The 18,309-nt window shown below is 40.2% G+C and carries 18 protein-coding genes; 16 read left to right on the forward strand and 2 right to left on the reverse strand.

From position 1 onward, the window contains the following. Positions 1 to 75 precede the first annotated feature (75 nt). Entirely contained in the window at positions 76 to 474 is a 399-nt protein-coding gene (locus HC000_RS09325) for an HIT family protein (RefSeq protein WP_179807529.1), read from the forward strand. A gap of 27 nt (positions 475 to 501) precedes the next feature. Continuing rightward, the gene (locus tag HC000_RS09330) at positions 502 to 1,035 is read left to right on the forward strand and encodes a sulfur transferase domain-containing protein (protein ID WP_086993181.1); all 534 of its coding nucleotides are present in this window, start codon (positions 502 to 504) and stop codon (positions 1,033 to 1,035) included. A gap of 141 nt (positions 1,036 to 1,176) precedes the next feature. On the opposite strand, the gene HC000_RS09335 is transcribed toward HC000_RS09330, so the two are convergent. Next, positions 1,177 to 2,871: a hypothetical protein gene (locus HC000_RS09335; RefSeq protein WP_011329033.1), complete on the reverse strand. Its 1,695-nt coding sequence runs from the start codon at positions 2,869 to 2,871 to the stop codon at positions 1,177 to 1,179. A 283-nt stretch (positions 2,872 to 3,154) separates the two neighbouring features. On the opposite strand from HC000_RS09335, the gene HC000_RS09340 reads away from it, so the two are divergent. After that, positions 3,155 to 3,994, forward strand: coding sequence for an HDOD domain-containing protein (locus HC000_RS09340; RefSeq protein WP_179807518.1), 840 nt, complete (start codon positions 3,155 to 3,157; stop codon positions 3,992 to 3,994). 76 nt (positions 3,995 to 4,070) lie between these two features. On the opposite strand, the gene rdgC is transcribed toward HC000_RS09340, so the two are convergent. Beyond that, positions 4,071 to 4,982 (reverse strand): recombination-associated protein RdgC, encoded by a 912-nt coding sequence (gene rdgC / locus HC000_RS09345; RefSeq protein ID WP_011329031.1) that lies wholly within the window; start codon positions 4,980 to 4,982, stop codon positions 4,071 to 4,073. A gap of 477 nt (positions 4,983 to 5,459) precedes the next feature. Between rdgC and HC000_RS09350 the strand changes: the two genes are divergently transcribed. The 13 genes from HC000_RS09350 to HC000_RS09410 all read left to right on the forward strand — a co-directional run bounded on the left by HC000_RS09350 (position 5,460) and on the right by HC000_RS09410 (position 18,279). Beyond that, positions 5,460 to 5,828, forward strand: coding sequence for a response regulator (locus HC000_RS09350; RefSeq protein WP_179807519.1), 369 nt, complete (start codon positions 5,460 to 5,462; stop codon positions 5,826 to 5,828). 229 nt (positions 5,829 to 6,057) lie between these two features. Further along, the gene (gene thrA, locus HC000_RS09355; RefSeq protein ID WP_179807520.1) at positions 6,058 to 8,475 is read left to right on the forward strand and encodes a bifunctional aspartate kinase/homoserine dehydrogenase I; all 2,418 of its coding nucleotides are present in this window, start codon (positions 6,058 to 6,060) and stop codon (positions 8,473 to 8,475) included. A 9-nt stretch (positions 8,476 to 8,484) separates the two neighbouring features. Continuing rightward, the gene (gene thrB / locus HC000_RS09360) at positions 8,485 to 9,420 is read left to right on the forward strand and encodes a homoserine kinase (protein ID WP_011329028.1); all 936 of its coding nucleotides are present in this window, start codon (positions 8,485 to 8,487) and stop codon (positions 9,418 to 9,420) included. 10 nt (positions 9,421 to 9,430) lie between these two features. Then, positions 9,431 to 10,714 carry a threonine synthase gene (thrC, locus tag HC000_RS09365; RefSeq protein ID WP_179807521.1) on the forward strand — a complete coding sequence of 428 codons (1,284 nt, stop codon included), beginning with the start codon at positions 9,431 to 9,433 and terminating at the stop codon, positions 10,712 to 10,714. A 270-nt stretch (positions 10,715 to 10,984) separates the two neighbouring features. Next, positions 10,985 to 12,241, forward strand: coding sequence for a serine hydroxymethyltransferase (gene glyA / locus HC000_RS09370; protein ID WP_011329026.1), 1,257 nt, complete (start codon positions 10,985 to 10,987; stop codon positions 12,239 to 12,241). A gap of 104 nt (positions 12,242 to 12,345) precedes the next feature. Continuing rightward, positions 12,346 to 12,795 (forward strand): transcriptional regulator NrdR, encoded by a 450-nt coding sequence (gene nrdR / locus HC000_RS09375; RefSeq protein WP_011329025.1) that lies wholly within the window; start codon positions 12,346 to 12,348, stop codon positions 12,793 to 12,795. A 2-nt stretch (positions 12,796 to 12,797) separates the two neighbouring features. Beyond that, positions 12,798 to 13,946, forward strand: coding sequence for a bifunctional diaminohydroxyphosphoribosylaminopyrimidine deaminase/5-amino-6-(5-phosphoribosylamino)uracil reductase RibD (gene ribD / locus HC000_RS09380; RefSeq protein WP_179807522.1), 1,149 nt, complete (start codon positions 12,798 to 12,800; stop codon positions 13,944 to 13,946). A 4-nt stretch (positions 13,947 to 13,950) separates the two neighbouring features. Further along, positions 13,951 to 14,604 (forward strand): riboflavin synthase, encoded by a 654-nt coding sequence (locus tag HC000_RS09385; RefSeq protein WP_179807523.1) that lies wholly within the window; start codon positions 13,951 to 13,953, stop codon positions 14,602 to 14,604. A 28-nt stretch (positions 14,605 to 14,632) separates the two neighbouring features. Beyond that, positions 14,633 to 15,745, forward strand: a complete 1,113-nt coding sequence (gene ribBA / locus HC000_RS09390) for a bifunctional 3,4-dihydroxy-2-butanone-4-phosphate synthase/GTP cyclohydrolase II (protein ID WP_011329022.1) — start codon at positions 14,633 to 14,635, stop codon at positions 15,743 to 15,745. Positions 15,746 to 15,838: 93 nt separating this feature from the next. Next, entirely contained in the window at positions 15,839 to 16,303 is a 465-nt protein-coding gene (ribE, locus tag HC000_RS09395) for a 6,7-dimethyl-8-ribityllumazine synthase (RefSeq protein WP_011329021.1), read from the forward strand. Between the two features lie 15 nt (positions 16,304 to 16,318). Continuing rightward, positions 16,319 to 16,729 carry a transcription antitermination factor NusB gene (nusB, locus tag HC000_RS09400; protein ID WP_011329020.1) on the forward strand — a complete coding sequence of 137 codons (411 nt, stop codon included), beginning with the start codon at positions 16,319 to 16,321 and terminating at the stop codon, positions 16,727 to 16,729. Between the two features lie 93 nt (positions 16,730 to 16,822). Further along, positions 16,823 to 17,797 (forward strand): thiamine-phosphate kinase, encoded by a 975-nt coding sequence (gene thiL / locus HC000_RS09405; RefSeq protein WP_179807524.1) that lies wholly within the window; start codon positions 16,823 to 16,825, stop codon positions 17,795 to 17,797. Next, positions 17,794 to 18,279 carry a phosphatidylglycerophosphatase A gene (locus tag HC000_RS09410; protein WP_011329018.1) on the forward strand — a complete coding sequence of 162 codons (486 nt, stop codon included), beginning with the start codon at positions 17,794 to 17,796 and terminating at the stop codon, positions 18,277 to 18,279. The genes thiL and HC000_RS09410 overlap by 4 nt, the downstream gene beginning before the upstream one ends. Positions 18,280 to 18,309: the final 30 nt, after the last annotated feature.

Raw genomic sequence — 18,309 nt, forward strand, 5'->3', positions numbered from 1 at the left:
GGTAAAGCCAAGCGTGTGCAACTGCAACTAAATGCTATAAAGTGGTAATTATTAAAGACAAAGTAGGACACTATGATGACCCACCCCACATTTGAACTAGCCCCAGAGCTTAAGCGCGATTGTATAGAGCTTGCCGATTGGCCGCTGTGTAAAGTATTACTATTGAACGATAGCCAATACCCCTGGTTTATTTTGGCGCCAAAAAAATCCGGTTTAAAAGAGATAATTGACTTAAGCGAGGATGAGCAAGTTACTTATTTGCGCGAGTCGGCAAAATTGAGTCATTTATTAATGCGGGTATTTAATCCCGATAAATTAAACGTGGCGGCGCTTGGTAATATGGTGCCGCAATTACATATTCATCATATTGCGCGCTTTACTAGCGATGCCGCTTGGCCTGCGCCAGTATGGGGTAAACACCCGGCAGTGCCATATGAAGACGAGAAAATAGCAAAAATAAAAGCCCACTTTTAATTCTAAAACCTTATAGAGAGAGCCAAGATGAGACATATTAAGTTGTTTGCCAATGCATTATTTATCACTGCGCTATTAACTACAGGCGCAGCGTTTGCAACAGAGCAGTCTATTAATATTACAGCAGTTAAAACTAGCGATGTGCGTAATTTAGTTATTCACGAAAATCAAACGTTGTCTGCGGCACAACCAACGAGCGAGCAGCTTAAACAACTCGCTAATGCTGGAGTAAAGCACGTAATTAATTTACGTGGCGAAAACGAGCAAGACTGGGATGAAGCCCAGTTGGTGGCTTCGTTAGGGATGCAGTATCACGCATTGCCAATTGCTGGCGCGCAAGATGTTAGCGTTGAAAACGCACAAAAGCTGGCTAAAATAATGGCAGAACTAAACGGCGAACCTGTGCTGTTACATTGTGCTAGTAGCAATAGAGTAGGGGCTTTAATGGCTATTTCTGCTCATGCAGAGGGGCTTGATATTGAATCGGCCCTAGCAAAGGGGAAGCATTGGGGAATGAGTAGTTTAGAGCCTGTAGTGCGCAGCGTTATTACTGCTAAGTAATTATTACTAAATAATTAGCGTTTAGCTTAAATAACGACACCGAGCACTTTTAACTCAATAAAAAAGCGTTACAGTTTTGAGCTGTAACGCTTTTTTAGTTTTTATTTACTAGGCTATTTTAGGTAGTAAACAGGCTATAAACTATTTAAGGCCCAACACTGCTTTGCCTTGTTTAAAAGTAACATCAACCGGAATATTAGCTTGGCTTAGCTTTTCTAAATCCTCTGCTAGCTCTGCTTTAATATTACCGTGCGTAGCAATAAGCTGATCTACTTTTTGATAGTCGCCATCACCTTGAATGGTTAAAATTAAGCGCGATAATTTAGCCATAGCATGGCTCATTTTTTCCATATTTACACGGTATAAACCGGCTTCATTTTTAGAAAAAGCACCTTCTTGAGCAAAAAAGTTAAAGCGGATCATATTCGCTTTACCATGAGCACTAGATGCACCAAAACGTACTGAGCGGAATATACCAGCCATAAAGGTGGTGTAGTAATCCTCTAGTGTACCTTCAGTAATTTCGCCTTTTTTAAGTAGTTGCTCAATCATGTATAAACCTAAAATATCGGCTTTACCTTCCTCTAGCGCACTGGCGTGTTCTTGTAATGATTGGCGCACAGTACCCTTACCAGTAAGGGTATTTTTAATGCCTAAGCCATGAGCTACTTCATGGAACATGGTATTAGCAAAAAATGCATCAAAGGTAATATGCTTACGTTGCTCAGGCACAATAAGTTGCTCTGCAATTGGTACTAAAATTTTGTCAAACTTAGCGCGCATAGCATTTTTAAGTTGTAAACGGCGCGTGCCTTTTTCAAGCTGTACTTGCTCGTCGTTTGGTAAGTTTATTGCAATGGTTTTACTGCCCGCATTTGAGTGCCCTGCATAGTAAACAACGTCGTAGGCATTTAGGTCGGCGTCTGATCCCGGAACTTCTTGTTTGTATTTATCATCAACCGGTAAGCCTTTTTGTAGCTCAGGTAAAAAGGCAGCAAATTTAGCCAGGCGTTCGCTCCATGCTAAATCTTTAATTAATACATAAGACTCATAAGCAGCACGGTAACCAAACAATTGGTCTTCATAAGTTTCAATTGGACCAATAACCACATCTACTGGGTTATTTTTCATATCCATCCACGCAAAATCAGACGCTTGAAAGTCATCGTTTAGTAGCGCGTCTGCACGAAGGTTTAAATAGTTAGCAAACTCTTTATCGTCTGCTAGTTTACTTGCTTCACGTAGCAAGTTAGCAGCCTCTAAAAGCTCGGTTGCGTACTCTTTAGAGTATGGCACGCTGTAAAGGTTACCTTGCTCATCACGTTTAATAATAGAGTAAAGCCCATTTTTATCTGCAAGATCAGCTTTATTTAACTCTTCTTTAGTTATATCTGCAGGGTAAAACTGTGCACCAGTTGCTTTTTCTTTATAGCTTGATAAAAACACTTTATCGCCGTTTAAACGATCCCATGGACCGTAGTTTATGTCGGCAAATTTACGCACTTTGTCATCAGCTAGTTTAGCTAAAAATGACTCTTTATTTTCACCAAACGCTTGCTGCCAAAATAAATCATCCATAATTATTGAAGCATCTATAAGCTTTGCCACCATAGCTTTTTGGTTATCACTTAAATGTGATAAATCAGTTTGTAAGCTAAAGTCAGTGTAAATGTCTAAACGTTGTTTATCGGTATTTATAAGTGTTGGACCTACTGGCTTTACTTGCTCTGTTTTAACAGCCGTTTTATTACTAGAAGAAGGGGCTTGCTCTGAACAAGCACTAAGAAAAACGATGCCGGAGAGCATAATTGCTTGGCTAATTTTATTTAAATTCATTATTTTGCCTATTTAAAAGTAAGATTTATTATTTGTATGCAGTTCGCTAAGGCGCTTACTATCTTAAAAATACTGCCTTATAGTGACTGCATTAAAGCAAAACACCGTGGTAAATAGCAAGTTTTAGGCGTTAGAGGTGTAATTAACTGATGTTAAATAGTAAATAAAAAATAAATTTATGTAGTTTTGTTAGCTTTAACTATAATTTAAGTAATACTAAAGCATATAATAACAACAATATAAGGCTTGTTTTAGCTTATAAATAACTAATCATAGGGATGTTATGTCTACTGAAAATGCATTGTTAACAATTTTGATTGATAGAATAAATAACGACACTTTGGTGCTGCCTACTTTACCTGAAGTAGCAATTAAAGTGCGCCAAGCTGCTGATAATAATGACGTAAACTTGATGCAAATGGCCGATGTGATTGCACATGATCCAGCACTAACAGCCCGTATGATTAAAGTAGCTAACAGTGCAATTATGGGGCGCTCAGTTAAGGTATCTAACTTACATCAAGCAGTTACTCGCATAGGCTTACGACAAATTAAAAATATTGCAACGGCTATGGCAATGGAGCAATTGTTTGTATCTAACAACGAGCTAATTAAAGGTTACATGGGCAAAGCGTGGCAAAAAACGTTAATAGTAGCGAGTCACTCAATTGCATTAATGGAATTTTACTTAAAGAATAATAAGCAAAACTCTTTAAATAGAGATTCGATTACCTTGGCATCATTAATTTATAATATTGGTGTATTACCCATTTTAACCGAAGCCGAACGCCATCCTGAGCTATTTGCTAATCCTAGCTTTTTAGCCCATGCAATTCAAAAGCTCAGTGGTAAAATTGGTGGCTCTATAATGAAAGCGTGGGAGTTTCCTGATGAATTTGTTGATGTGGCGCAAAACTGGGCTGATGCCAGTCATCGCCCTGAGCAGGTAAGCTATATTGATTTTATTAGGATTGGTGCAATTTTAGAGGGCACGCTACAAGTGTCAGATAAGTCGGCCGCGCTACAGGTTTATATTAACAAAGGAATTATTCCTTCTATGCAGCTTTTCACCAGCGATGAGTATCACGCTATGGTTGACGATATAAAAGAGATGTTTTGCTAATAGTAATTAAGTAGTGAGTGTAAAAAAGCACGATTAAATCGTGCTTTTTTTGGCTTAACTTAGCAAGGGTTAGCGCTTAAGCTAAGTCGTCTATATCGCCTAAGCCTTGAGTTAGCTCTTCAAGTAGCTGTTTAATTTCTTCTGAAGCTAAAATAAAGTCAGCATCGAGTTTTACTGCCATGTCTTCTTTTGGAATATCAGCATTTTCTTCTTTTAAGGTATCGCTGTAGCTTAAACGCTTAATAGAGCCGTCGTTTTGCAGCATAAACTTAACGCGTTCTTGCCAATCAAGTGCAAGCTTAGTAACACGTTTACCGGTTTCAAGGTGCGATTTAACTTCGTCGCACGATAGGTCGTGGCCTTTAAGCTTAACTTGCGCACCACTGTCATCTGCTTCTTCTAGCTCTGCATCTGAGCCTATTGCAAAACCTTCAGGCGTGCTGAAGTTAGTTAACCAGTCGGTTAAAAATACATCTAGGTCGTAATTGGCAAATGCAGGTACTACAGGCAGTGTGCCTAACGATTTACGCAAAAGTGCGAGTAACTCTTCGGCTTTGTTAAAACTGCCGCTATTAACCACAACCCAGCCGTTTTCTTGGTCAATAAATGCAAACTGTAAGCTCGACTTTTTAAATGCTTGTGGTAGCAGTGTATGTAAAATGTTTTCTTTTAATTCGTCTTTTTCTTTCTTTTTAACTGGGCGATTTTCTTCAGCTTCAATTAAATCGACTTTTTCTGCAACTAGCTCATTTATAACCGATGCAGGTAATACTTTTTCTTCGCGCTTAGCGCAAACTAAAATACTTTTTTGTGAAAAATGCGATAAAGTTTCGCCGTGTTTCCCAAACGCTTTTGTCCAGCCAAATGTAGCCAGCTCTTGGCCCGTACATGGACGAAATAAGTCTTGCTCTAATGCTTTGTCAAAATCTTCTTGTGTATACGAAACATCTTGTTTAAAGCGATAACATATAAGGTTACTAAACCACATAGGAATACAGATCCATTTGAAAAATTTGCACAATCATAGCAATAAAATCAGTATCTCGAAATGGCTGATTTTATTGTGGCATATTTAAAAAATAGCAAGTTGTTTTAAGGAGCGCAGTCATAATTGAGTATGTGTAATCTTGCTTGCTGTCGCTGCGCACTTGTTGCGCAATAAGTTGCTACACTTTTATACAGGCCGTTTAAAACTAAGTGCATATGTATTTAGCGTTTAGCGTTTAGCTTTTTGCATTACACTATAGTTTAATGCTGGGTTTGATAATGCGCAGGCTAGGCCAAATATAAATAACTCTTGGTTGAATAAATTTCAATTTTGAAAAATTAACACGCCCTAGTGTATTTTACATTAATTCAGTTATAGTGAAGCTCGATATTTTTGAAGTTTTTCGGCTTTAAGTTTGGCTGAACGAGAGGTTGTTTTTATGCTGGCTTTAATGCATCGCCTTAGTAACTGGTTTTCATGATGAACTTTTCTATTTTAGTTTGTGACGATTCAGCAGTAGCCCGCAAACAAGTGATACGTTGCTTAAATGACTGTATAACCGCCGATATACGCCAAGCGATAAATGGAGTAGATGCGTTAGCGTTATTGAAAGAACAACATTTTGATTTAGTTTGCCTCGATTTAACTATGCCGATACTCGATGGTGTGCAGGTGTTGGAGCATATTAAAGCAGAAAAAATGGAGTGTTTTGTATTAGTCATTTCGGCAGATATTCAACAGCAAATGCAGCAGCGCGTAGCACAATTAGGTGTTATAGGGTTTATCGAAAAGCCAGTTGGCAAAATAATACTTAATAATATTTTGCATAAATTTGGCATTTTCTAGAAGTTAAGATGAAAAAAAAGACTGTTTTATCTTCTTAATGAGGGTTGACAGTATAGCCTGTGTTAAGGCAGTCTTAAGCTATGAAAACATTTAGTCTTGCAGCGACCATTATTATTACAACCATCATCCTAACTGGATAGTGGCATAGGTCGGTGCAACAAATTTAAAGGCCTGTGTTCACTTAGAACCCAGGCCTTTTTTCGTTTTATGGAATGAGGAAACATAAAAAATGCGCGTTTTAAAATTTGGCGGATCATCGCTTGCCGACTTTGCTTGCTTAGAGATGGTTGCCGTGCTGGCAAAAGCACAATTAAAAGATGAAATGTTATTAGTGCTTTCAGCCCCCGGTGGCATGACAGATTCATTAGTTGCATTAGCCTCAGCGGCTGAGCAGGGTGAAGACTTTAGTCACTTGTGGCAAGCACTGGTAAATCGATGTGACGAGTTAAAAAAAGCAGTAGAGCAAGGCTATGGTGAAATTGAAAACTGGCCAAATTTTACCGAGCTTAAAAATAAACTTGATGGTGTATCACTGATTAAATGCTGCCCTGAGCAAGTACGTGCTTTTATTATTAGCTTTGGTGAGCGCGTTAGTGTGTCGTTAATGCAATGCTTACTCGGTGATTTAAACGCGCAGTACCTTGAAGCGACCAATTGCATAGTATCAACCGGTGGTTACATAGATGCAGAGGCAGACTTAGTTGCCAGTAAAGTGCGCTTTCAAGCCGTATTAAAAGAACAACCAGCAACTATTTATATTATGCCCGGTTTTACTGCCAGTAATGAGCAAGGCGAACTAACCACTTTGGGCCGAAATGGCTCAGATTATTCTGCGGCAATTGCGGCAGCTTGTTTAGAAGCCGATGTTTGCCAAATTTGGACTGATGTAGATGGTGTTTACAGTGCTGATCCGCGTTATATAAAAACCGCCACTAAAGTTGATTTTTTATCTTATAAAGAAGCGATGGAGCTTTCTTACTTTGGTGCAAAAGTATTACACCCTAAAACAATTTTACCCTGCGCTAAAGCGGGTGTACCGTGCGAAATTAAAAACACGCGTAACCCCAATGCACAAGGCTCACTTATTAGTAACGAGAGCGTTTCATCTGAGCCAGTAAAAGCACTATCAAGTTTACAAGATTTAGCAATGCTTACCGTGTCGGGCCCGGGCATGAAAGGTAAAGTAGGGATGGCATCTAAAGTATTTAATGCCCTTGCCCTTGATAATGTGTCGATTGTTTTAATTACCCAGTCATCGTGTGAGTTCAGTATTAGTTTTTGTGTTCATGAGGTCGATTTAGCGCTGGCACTTGAAGCGCTGCAAACCGCATTTAAATTAGAGTCTCAAGCAGGTTTAATTGAACCAATACAAGTAAAGCGTAACTTAGCTATTGTTACTTTGGTGGGCGATAATATGCGTGCGCACAAAGGTTTAGCGGCTAAGTTTTTTGCATCACTTGCTCAAGCACAAGTAAATATTGTAGCTATAGCCCAAGACTCTACCGAAAGTTCTATTTCGGCCGTGATCGATGGTGAACGTTGTAATGGCGCTGTAAAGGTTTGTCATGAGAATTTCTTTACCCATATACCATCAATTGACGTGTTTTTATTAGGGTGTGGTTTAGTAGGTCAAGAGCTTATTGAGCAATTAGAGCGTCAACAAACTTGGCTTGAAAAACGCAATATTAAACTTAAGCTTTATGGGGTTGCCAACTCTCGCCAGCTACACTTAGACAGTGAAGGTATTGCCTTTGATGACTGGCAGCAAAAGCTTGGCGCATCAGAGCAGGCTTTTGATTTAAAACTAGTTGAACAATTTGTACAGCAAAATCATTTAATAAACCCAGTATTAGTTGATTGTACTTCGTCAGATGCGTTATCGGCGCAATACGTAGACTTTTTAAATGCCGGTTTCCATGTCGTAGCCGCAAATAAAAAGGCCAATACAAGCTCGTATGCTTACTATCAAGACTTAATTGCAGCAACGCAAAAAAATGGCCGTAAGTTTTTATACGAAACCAATGTAGGAGCGGGTTTACCGGTACTTGATAACTTAAAATCGTTATTTGGTGCAGGAGACGAGTTACTAGAATTTAGCGGTATTTTATCAGGCTCGCTATCGTACATGTTTGGTGCGCTGCAAGATGGCTTGTCACTGTCTGAGGCAACAATTAAAGCCAAAGAAAGTGGCTTTACTGAACCTGATCCGCGTGATGACTTATCGGGGACAGACGTAGCACGAAAACTATTAATTATTGCCCGCGAATCTGGCATGCCACTAGAGCTAAGCGACATTGAAGTAGAGTCGGTATTACCGCACGGTTTTGCACAAGGCGATGATGTAAATACGTTTATGGAAAAGCTCCCTAGCCTAAACGCAGGTTTTAACGACCGAATAGCAAGTGCTGCCGCAGAGGGTAAAGTACTGCGTTACGTAGGCACAATTAAGCAAGGTCACTGTAAGGTAGGTATAGAAGCCGTTGATGCAAAGCATGCACTTTACGATATTCGTGATGGCGAAAACGCATTAGCAATTTTAAGTCAGTATTATCAGCCACGCCCATTTGTTATACGAGGCTATGGCGCAGGCTCGGCAGTAACAGCCGCTGGTGTATTTGCTGATATTTTAAAAACGTTATCGCGCTAGGAGCAAACAATGATTGAAGTATATGCTCCCGCATCTATTGGTAATTTTGCCGTTGGTTTTGACGCATTAGGCGCAGCTCTTGCACCTATTGACGGCAGTTTATTAGGCGATGTAGCCGTTGTTAGTGCCGCATCGAGCGATGAGTTTATTTGCTCTGGCGAATACGCGCATAAGCTACCAAGTGATGCCAGTGAAAACTTAGCGTATCAATGTTTAGTGCATTTTAGAGCGCATGTAGCGCCTAATATGCCAAGTGTAAAGTTGGAGCTGAAAAAGAACTTGCCCATAGGTTCAGGGTTAGGATCAAGTGCGTGTTCGGTGGTAGCAACCTTTGCTGCCCTAGATAAATTTGCCGGAACCAAGCTTAGCCAAGTTGAACTTATTGAGTTAATGGCCGACTTTGAGGCAGTTGTTAGTGGTGGTCGTCATTACGATAACATCACGCCATGTTATTTAGGTGGCCTGCAGCTAACTGGCGATTTAATTCCTAATAAATCAATTGCTTTACCAGTTGATGAAAACTGGTATTACGTTGCTGCGTTTCCTGGTTTTTCACTTAATACAGCAAAAGCACGCTCAGTTTTACCAAAAGAGTTGAGCATGCACGCAGGTGTAGAATTTGCGCAGCGTTTATCTGCCTTTAGTAGTTTATTGTTAATGCATCGCTTTGATGATGCATTAAGTATTATGCAAGACCATATAGCCGAGCCATACCGTGCGCCACTTATAACAGGTTTTAGTGAAGCAAAAGCGAGTTTGCCAGCGCTAGGCGCCGAAATTGTTAGTATTTCTGGTGCAGGGCCAACATTATTTACTGTGTGTAAAACATTAAAAGCTGCACAGCAGTGCGCGCAGTGGCTTGAAAGTAACTACATAAACGAGCAAGGTTTTTGCCATATTTGTAAATTAGATAACGACGGCACACGTCAATTAACAGTTTTATAGGATAGTAGTTATGCAATTACATAATTTAAAAGATAGTTCGCAACAAGTGTCGTTTGTTGAGGCAGTAAAAACGGGTTTAGGGCGTAATCAAGGGGTATTTTTTCCCGAGTCATTAACACCACTAACGGATGTTGATGCACTACTTGATATGGATTTTGTAACCCGTAGTAGTAAAATACTCTCGCATTTAATTGGCGATGAATTACCAGCAGATACCGTTGCACATATGGTTAAAAATGCATTTAACTTTCCGGTTAAGCTGGTGGAAGTGGCAGAGAACACTTATTGCTTAGAATTGTTTCATGGGCCTACCTTAGCGTTTAAAGATTTTGGTGCTCGCTTTATGGCAGAGTGTTTAGCGCAGTTTAATCAAGGCGATAAAGTGACTATTTTAACTGCAACGTCGGGCGATACTGGCGCGGCGGTTGCACATGCGTTTTATAATAAGCCTAATATCGACGTGGTAATTTTATACCCTAAAGGCAAAATTTCACTGGCGCAGCAAAAGCTCTTTACTACATTGGGTGGCAACATTCATTGTTATGCGGTTGAAGGCAGCTTTGATGATTGCCAAGAGTTAGTTAAAAATGCCTTTTTAGATGAAGAAGTTAAATCTACACTGGGGCTTAACTCTGCTAACTCTATTAATATTAGTCGCTTAGTGGCACAAGTTTGTTATTACTTTGAGGCAATTGCACAATTACCAAAAGCAAAACGGGCTACTGCGCATATTTCGGTTCCAAGTGGTAACTTTGGTAATGTGTGCGCGGCAATGATAGGTGCTGTTATTGGTTTGCCTGTTGGCAAACTTAGTGCAACTACTAATCAAAACGATACAGTACCGCGCTTTATGCTGGATAAAAACTGGACGCCAAACGCGACACTTGAATCACTTTCAAATGCAATGGATGTAAGCAAGCCAAATAACTGGCCACGAGTGCAATCTATGCTCGACAACAATTGGTTTAGCTACGATAATTTTTATTCAACTAGCGTAAACGAGCAAGATACGCAAACAGTGATGAAAAATATTCAACAAACAGGTTATGTTGCTGAGCCGCATACCGCTATTGCATACCAAGGACTTGTTGAAAATCGCGCTCCTGGCGCTGCCGGAATCTTTTTAGCAACGGCTCATCCAGCTAAATTTAAAGACAGTGTTGAAGGTATTTTAAACATTGAACTAGCTATGCCAAAACCACTTGCAGATGCATTAGCCAAGCCATGTTTAGCTAATGATATAAATGCTGATTATGATGCCTTACGTACTGAAATACTTAGAAAATTAAGTTAAAAGTAAGATCTAATTAAAGCGGCCTTGGTCGCTTTTTTATAGGTATATTTTAGTGTGGGTGTTAATACTTTCATTAGCTATGTAAATATAATAATTAATATATATTTTAATTTATTATGTAATGATTAAAAAATATCATCTTAAAAAGCCTGTGAAATAAATTCAATCCCTGTTTAAATATCCTCAACTTAAGAGCGTAGGCAAATAGTCGTTTTAAGCGTACAATAAAGCCTCTAAAAAATACCATACACCTTGCCCCAGGAGACCCCAATGTTAGAACGTAGCATGAATATTTCAGATTTTGACCCAGAGTTATTTGACGCAATTGCAAAAGAAACTGCGCGCCAAGAAGATCACATTGAATTAATCGCTTCTGAAAACTACTGTAGCCCACGCGTACTAGAAGCACAGGGTTCACAGTTAACTAATAAATACGCAGAAGGTTATCCGGGCAAACGTTACTATGGCGGTTGTGAGCATGTAGACGTTGTTGAGCAATTAGCGATTGACCGTGCTAACGAACTATTTGGTTCTGACTATGCAAACGTACAACCACATGCTGGTTCGCAAGCAAATGCGGCCGTTTTTTTAGCATTGTTAAACGCCGGTGATACCGTACTAGGTATGAGCTTAGCTCATGGCGGCCATTTAACGCATGGTTCACACGTAAACTTTTCAGGTAAGCTTTATAATGCAATTCAGTATGGCCTAGATGAAACTACAGGCGAAATTGATTACGCACAGGTTGAAGCGCTAGCGCTTGAGCACAAACCAAAAATGATTATTGGTGGCTTCTCAGCATACTCAGGTATTGTTGATTGGGCTAAATTACGTGAAATTGCTGATAAAATTGGCGCTTACTTTTTTGTAGATATGGCGCACGTTGCTGGTTTAATTGCGGCGGGTATTTACCCAAGCCCAGTTCCTCACGCACATGTTGTTACTACAACTACACATAAAACCTTAGCAGGCCCTCGTGGTGGTTTAATTATTTCGGCATGTGGCGACGAAGCTATTTACAAAAAGCTTAACAGTGCTGTTTTCCCTGGTGGCCAAGGCGGTCCTTTATGTCATGTTATTGCTGCTAAAGCTGTGGCATTTAAAGAAGCCCTACAACCAGAATTTAAAGTATACCAAACACAAGTTGTTAAAAATGCACAAGCTATGGTTGCTGTTATGCAGGAACGTGGCTACAAAATTGTATCTGACAAAACTGAAAACCACTTATTCTTACTTGATTTAATCAATAAAGATATTACCGGTAAAGATGCTGATGCTGCTTTGGGTAACGCTCATATTACAGTTAACAAAAACTCAGTGCCTAACGATCCACGTTCACCGTTTGTAACATCTGGCCTACGTATTGGTTCACCTGCAATCACTCGTCGTGGTTTTAAAGAAGCAGAATCTAAAGAGCTTGCTGGCTGGATCTGTGACGTACTAGATAACATCAATGATGAATCAGTACAGGCGCAAGTAAGAGAAAAAGTAAAAGCAATTTGTGCAAAACTACCTGTTTACGCTTAATAAAAGTAAAACAGTAATTTAGATCACAATCGCTTAGTTTTTTGCTAAGATAAAGGCCGCTTTAAAGCGGCCTTTTTTGTTTTTTAAAACGGAAGTACCTAGCTATGCATTGCCCATTTTGTACCGCAAAAGATACCAAAGTTATTGACTCTCGCCTGGTTGGCGGTGGTCACCAAGTGCGTCGTCGTCGTGAATGCAATGACTGCCATGAGCGTTTTACTACGTTTGAGGGCGCAGAACTGGTTATGCCACGGGTAATAAAACAAGATGGCAGCCGCGAACCCTTTAACGAAGATAAATTGTTAAATGGTTTAAACCGCGCACTGGAAAAACGCCCCGTAAGTACCGAACAAGTAGAAGAAGTAGTTAATATAATAAAGTCGCAATTACGCGCAACCGGTGAGCGAGAGGTTTCGAGCCATTTAGTGGGAGAGTGCATTATGGAAGCGCTTAAAAAGCTCGATAAAGTAGCTTATGTGCGCTTTGCCTCGGTGTATCGCTCGTTTGAAGATATTCGCGAATTTGGCGAAGAAATTGCCCGTTTAGGGGAGTAAGTATGCAAAGCGACTGCGTTTTTAACCAAGATGACGAAATGTATATGGCACGTGCTATAGAACTGGCTAAAAAAGGCCGGTTTACTACCACGCCTAATCCAAACGTAGGTTGTGTATTAGTTAAAAACAATGAAATAGTAGGCGAGGGATTTCATCAGCTTGCCGGACAAGGGCATGCAGAAGTAAATGCACTTGCTATGGCTGGCAGTAAAGCAAAAGGCGCAACTGCTTATGTTACGCTTGAGCCATGTAGCCATTATGGCCGTACACCACCGTGCGCAGAAGGTTTAAAAGCCGCCGGTGTGGTAAAAGTAATTGCCGCTATGGTCGATAGCAATCCACAAGTGGCTGGTAAGGGGCTGAAAATACTTAGCGACGCTGGTATTGAGGTTGCGTATGGGTTACTTGAAGCACAGGCTAGGGCGCTTAATTTAGGCTTTTTTAAACGCATGGAGCATGGCCTGCCCTATGTAACGTGTAAAATGGCCGCCAGTATTGATGGTAAAACAGCGCTTAATAATGGCCAAAGTAAGTGGGTAACAGGCGCAGCAGCACGCCAAGACGTACAGTTATATCGTGCACAAAGTTGCGCTATTTTAACCGGTGCCGACACAGTATTAGTAGATGACGCTAAATTAAATGTGCGTAAAAATGAATTACCGCAGGCATTACCTACACAGTTACCGCTTCGCCAACCTGTGCGTGTTATTATTGACTCGCAAAATCGTTTAACCCCAAATCTTGCTTTATTTGCTATTGAAAGTGAAATAATAATTTTTACTACCAAGGTTGATAAATCGCAACATTGGCCGCATTTTGTAAAGCATATAGTAGTAACTGCTAGTAATTCGAAAGTTGATTTAACCGCGGTTTTAAAAAAGCTTGCAAAGCTGCAATTTAATACTGTGTGGCTAGAGGCTGGAGCAACCCTTGCGGGTAAAATGGTTGAACTGGATTTAATAGATGAATTTATTTTTTATCTAGCGCCTAAATTAATTGGGTGTGATGGCAAGAGTTTAGTTAATTTTCCTGAGTTGATCAGTATGCAAAATACGATTGATTTAACTTTTAATGAGTGTACGCGTATAGGTGATGATTTACGTATTAGCGCAGTAAAAAGCTCATTAAAACCACTTGATACAAAAGAGTAATGCTATGTTTACTGGGATAATAGAAGCCACAGGCAAAATTGCTTTATTACAAAAAAAACAAGGCGATTTAGCTATTCGTATACAAAGCCCTGACCTTGATATGAGTGATGTTAAGTTAGGTGATAGTATTGCCACTAATGGTGTGTGTTTAACTGTTGTTGATAAACATGCAGATGGTTTTAGTGCCGACTTATCGAATGAAACCATAGATTTAACTGGTTTTGCTCATTACACATTAGGGCAAACAGTTAATCTTGAAAAAGCCATGCAACCGGTTTCGCGTTTAGGTGGGCATTTAGTGTCTGGCCATGTTGATGGCATTGCTACAATTACCGCCATTACGCCAAATGCACGTGCTACAGAATATTGGCTAAGCACAGATGAAAACCTAATGAAATACATACCATACAAAGGTTCGGTATGTATTGATGGTATTAGCCTAACAGTGAACGCAGTAGAAGGTAATAAATTTAAATTAACGATTGTGCCCCATACCAGCGAGCAAACAACGATAGCTAATTTTAAAGTGGGCACCCAAGTTAATTTGGAAGTCGACCAAATTGCGCGTTATTTAGAGCGGCTTATAAAAGGCGCAGAGCAGCCTACGGGCGCTGATATTTCAATGAGCTTACTCGCAAAAGCGGGCTTTATTAAGTAACGCAACTAACAACTAATAAGAGTGAATTATGAACTTACACAGCGCAGAAGAAATTATCGCAGACATTAAAGCCGGTAAAATGGTTATTTTAATGGACGATGAAGACAGGGAAAATGAAGGCGATTTAATTATTGCCGCCGAGCATATTAGCGCAGAAGCTATTAACTTTATGGCCACGCATGGCCGTGGTTTAATTTGTTTAACCATGACGCAACAGCGATGCGAGCAACTTGATTTACCGCTTATGGTAAAAAATAACGGTGCTGCGTTTTCAACTAATTTTACTATGTCGATAGAAGCTTCAAAAGGCGTTACCACAGGTATTTCGGCAGCAGATAGAGCACGTACAGTGCAGGCAGCGATAGCTAAAGGCGCAGTGCCTAGTGACATAGTACAACCTGGGCATATTTTTCCTATAATGGCACAACCTGGCGGTGTTTTAACACGTGCTGGGCACACTGAAGCTGGCTGCGACTTAGCTCGTTTAGCAGGGCTTGAGCCTTCATCGGTTATTGTTGAAATACTCAATGCAGATGGCACTATGGCGCGCCGTCCTGACTTAGAAGTGTTTTCTAAACAGCACGATATTAAAATTGGCACCATAGCTGATTTAATTGAATACCGTAACTTAAACGAAACCACGATAGAGCAAGTGGCAAAGTGTAAGTTACCTACCGAGCACGGTGAGTTTGATTTAGTAACTTACAAAGACACCATTGACGGACAACTACATTACGCATTAGTAAAAGGCGAAATAAAACAACAAGCGCCAACCGTAGTGCGAGTACATTTACAAAGCACCTTTAACGATATTTTACTCTCAGATAGAAACTCTGAGCGTAGCTGGGGCGTGTCTGACGCAATGGCTTATATAGCGAAGCACAATGGTGTGTTAGTTATTTTAGGCAAACAAGAAAGCACCGCAGAACTTGAGGCAACAGTAAAAGCGTTTGCAGCCGAAGACTCGGGTGAAGATGTAACACCGAATAAATTTACAGGTACGTCTCGTACTGTAGGCGTGGGTTCACAAATTTTAGCCGATTTAGGCATTAAACAAATGCGTTTAATGAGTCGCCCTAAAAAGTACCATGCACTTTCAGGGTTTCATTTAGAAGTTGTTGACTACATAGAGCCGCAGTAATTAGGCGCTAGGCTATTATTTTATTTTTATGGTATGATGCGCTGCAATTTTTGCGCAATCGAAATCGCTCAAACTTATTTTTAAGGTTATCAAATGAAAATTATTGAAGGTAGTAAGTACGCTCCGGGCAAAAAATTTGCCATTGTCATTTCTCGCTTTAATGACTTTATTGGTAGTAGCTTATTAGCAGGCGCTATTGATGAATTAAAACGCACAGGTGGTGTATCGGATGACGATATTACCGTGGTTTATGTACCTGGCGCGGTTGAATTACCTTTAGCAGCGAAACGTATTGCGGCAAAAAAACAGTATGATGCAATCATCGCTTTAGGCGTAGTGATCAGAGGTGGTACTCCACACTTTGACCTAGTTGCTGGCGAATCAAACAAAGGTCTTGCGCAAGTATCACTTGAGTATGATATACCGGTTGCATTTGGCGTATTAACCACAGAAAGCATTGAGCAAGCAATTGAGCGTGCTGGCACCAAAATGGGCAATAAAGGCGGCGAAGCTGCTTTAGGCGCGCTTGAAATGGTTAATGTGTTAGATAAAATTTAAGTTTAAGGAATTTTTGTGAAACCAGCAGCAAGACGTAAAGCACGTATATTAGCACTTCAGGCCATTTATTCTTGGCAATTAAGTGGCAATGCAATTGCCGATATCGAACAACAAATGTTGATCGAAAACGACGTGACTAAAATTGATGTTGAATATTTTAAAGATTTAGCCAGTGGCGTTGCGGTAAATTATAAGCAACTAGACGAGGCTGTATCACCGCATTTAACCCGTCCATTCGATGAGTTAGATATGGTTGAACGCGCAATATTACGTTTAAGCAGCTATGAGCTAAAATTTCGTGAAGATGTTCCATACAAAGTGGCTATCAACGAAAGCATTGAATTAGCTAAAATGTTTGGCGCTGAAGATAGCCATAAATTTGTAAACGGTGTACTTGATAAAGCAGTTAAGCATTTACGTAAGTAATATTTAGTCAAATTTTGATAATTATTTTATCAGAACTGGCTGGTATAAATTACCGTTAAAAAGGAGAGCCGGCATAGGTCGGCTTTTTTGTGTATGAAGGAATTTGAATTAATTAATCGTTATTTTAAAGGTCGTGGTATTACTCGCCGTGATGTTAACTTAGGGATTGGAGATGACTGTGCATTAGTTACTGTGCCGCAAAATTGTCAGCTTGCTATTACAACCGATACACTCGTTGCTGGTGTGCATTTTTTTGACGACATTGAACCTCGCGCACTCGGGCACAGAGCATTGGCTGTAAATTTAAGTGATTTAGCGGCAATGGGGGCAGAGCCTACATGGGTTTCTATCGCTTTAACACTTCCGAGTATTGATGAGCAATGGATTGAAGAATTGACTGACGGCATGCATGAAATTGCCGAATATTTTAATGTGCAAATAATTGGTGGCGACACGACTCAAGGACCTTTGAGTATTACTATTTGTGCAAAAGGTACAGTGCCCGAAGGCACTGCGTTATGCCGAAATGGCGCAAAAGTAGGTGACTGGATTTTTGTTACTGGGCCGTTAGGTGATGCAGGGCTTGCAATAGAGTCTCGCAAGCAAGGCTTAACAATTGAACCTGAACACCTAAAACATATTAAAAAGCGCCTTAACTTCCCTACACCTAGAGTGGCTGCAGGGCAGGTATTACGTGGGCTTGCGTCTTCTGCTATTGATATTTCAGATGGTTTACTAGCCGATTTAGGCCATATACTAAATATGTCGCAGGTTAGCGCAACGGTTAATATTGAAAGCATACCCACCTCGGATGCAATGAAAGCTAGCCTTGATTTTGAACAACAATTACCGTTTATACTAAATTACGGCGACGACTATGAACTGCTTTATACCGTGCCTGATAGCAATAAAAGTATGCTTGATGTAAAACTGCGTCAATATGGCGTAGAGGCAATTTGTATTGGCCAAATAAAAAGTGGCGAAGGGCAAATTGACCTGTTACATAAAGGCGAAAAATTTACTTTTAAGCACCAAGGTTTTGAGCACTTTTCTAAGGATTTAAGTTGAACAACAAGCGTTTATTTAACCTAAAGCGTCCACATCAGTTTTTTGGTTTAGGTTTTGGTACTGGGCTTGCACCTATAGCCCCAGGCACATTTGGTACTTTGGCTGCTTTACCTTTTATTTTTATAACCATGCACTACCCGTTGTGGTTACAAATAGTATTTGCTGTAGTGATCAGTGTTTTTGGTATTTGGGCTTGTGGCAAAACCGCTGATGATTTAGGGGTACACGATCACCCCGCGATTGTATGGGATGAAGTGGCAGGCTATTACATCACTATGATTGGTGCCGCACTGAGCTGGCAAACATTATTGGTTGGTTTTTTACTGTTTCGTTTTTTTGATATAGTCAAACCAGGCCCTATCCGTGTGCTCGACAAGCGTGCCCATGGTGGATTTGGAATTATGATTGATGACGTACTTGCAGGTATATTTTCACTTATTTGTTTGCAAGCGCTGATAAAAGTAGGTTTACTACCCTTTTAGTTTATTATTTGATTGTTTAGCTAGGTGGCA

It is taken from the genome of Pseudoalteromonas sp. MIP2626 (assembly GCF_013414205.1).
Classification (GTDB): domain Bacteria; phylum Pseudomonadota; class Gammaproteobacteria; order Enterobacterales; family Alteromonadaceae; genus Pseudoalteromonas; species Pseudoalteromonas nigrifaciens.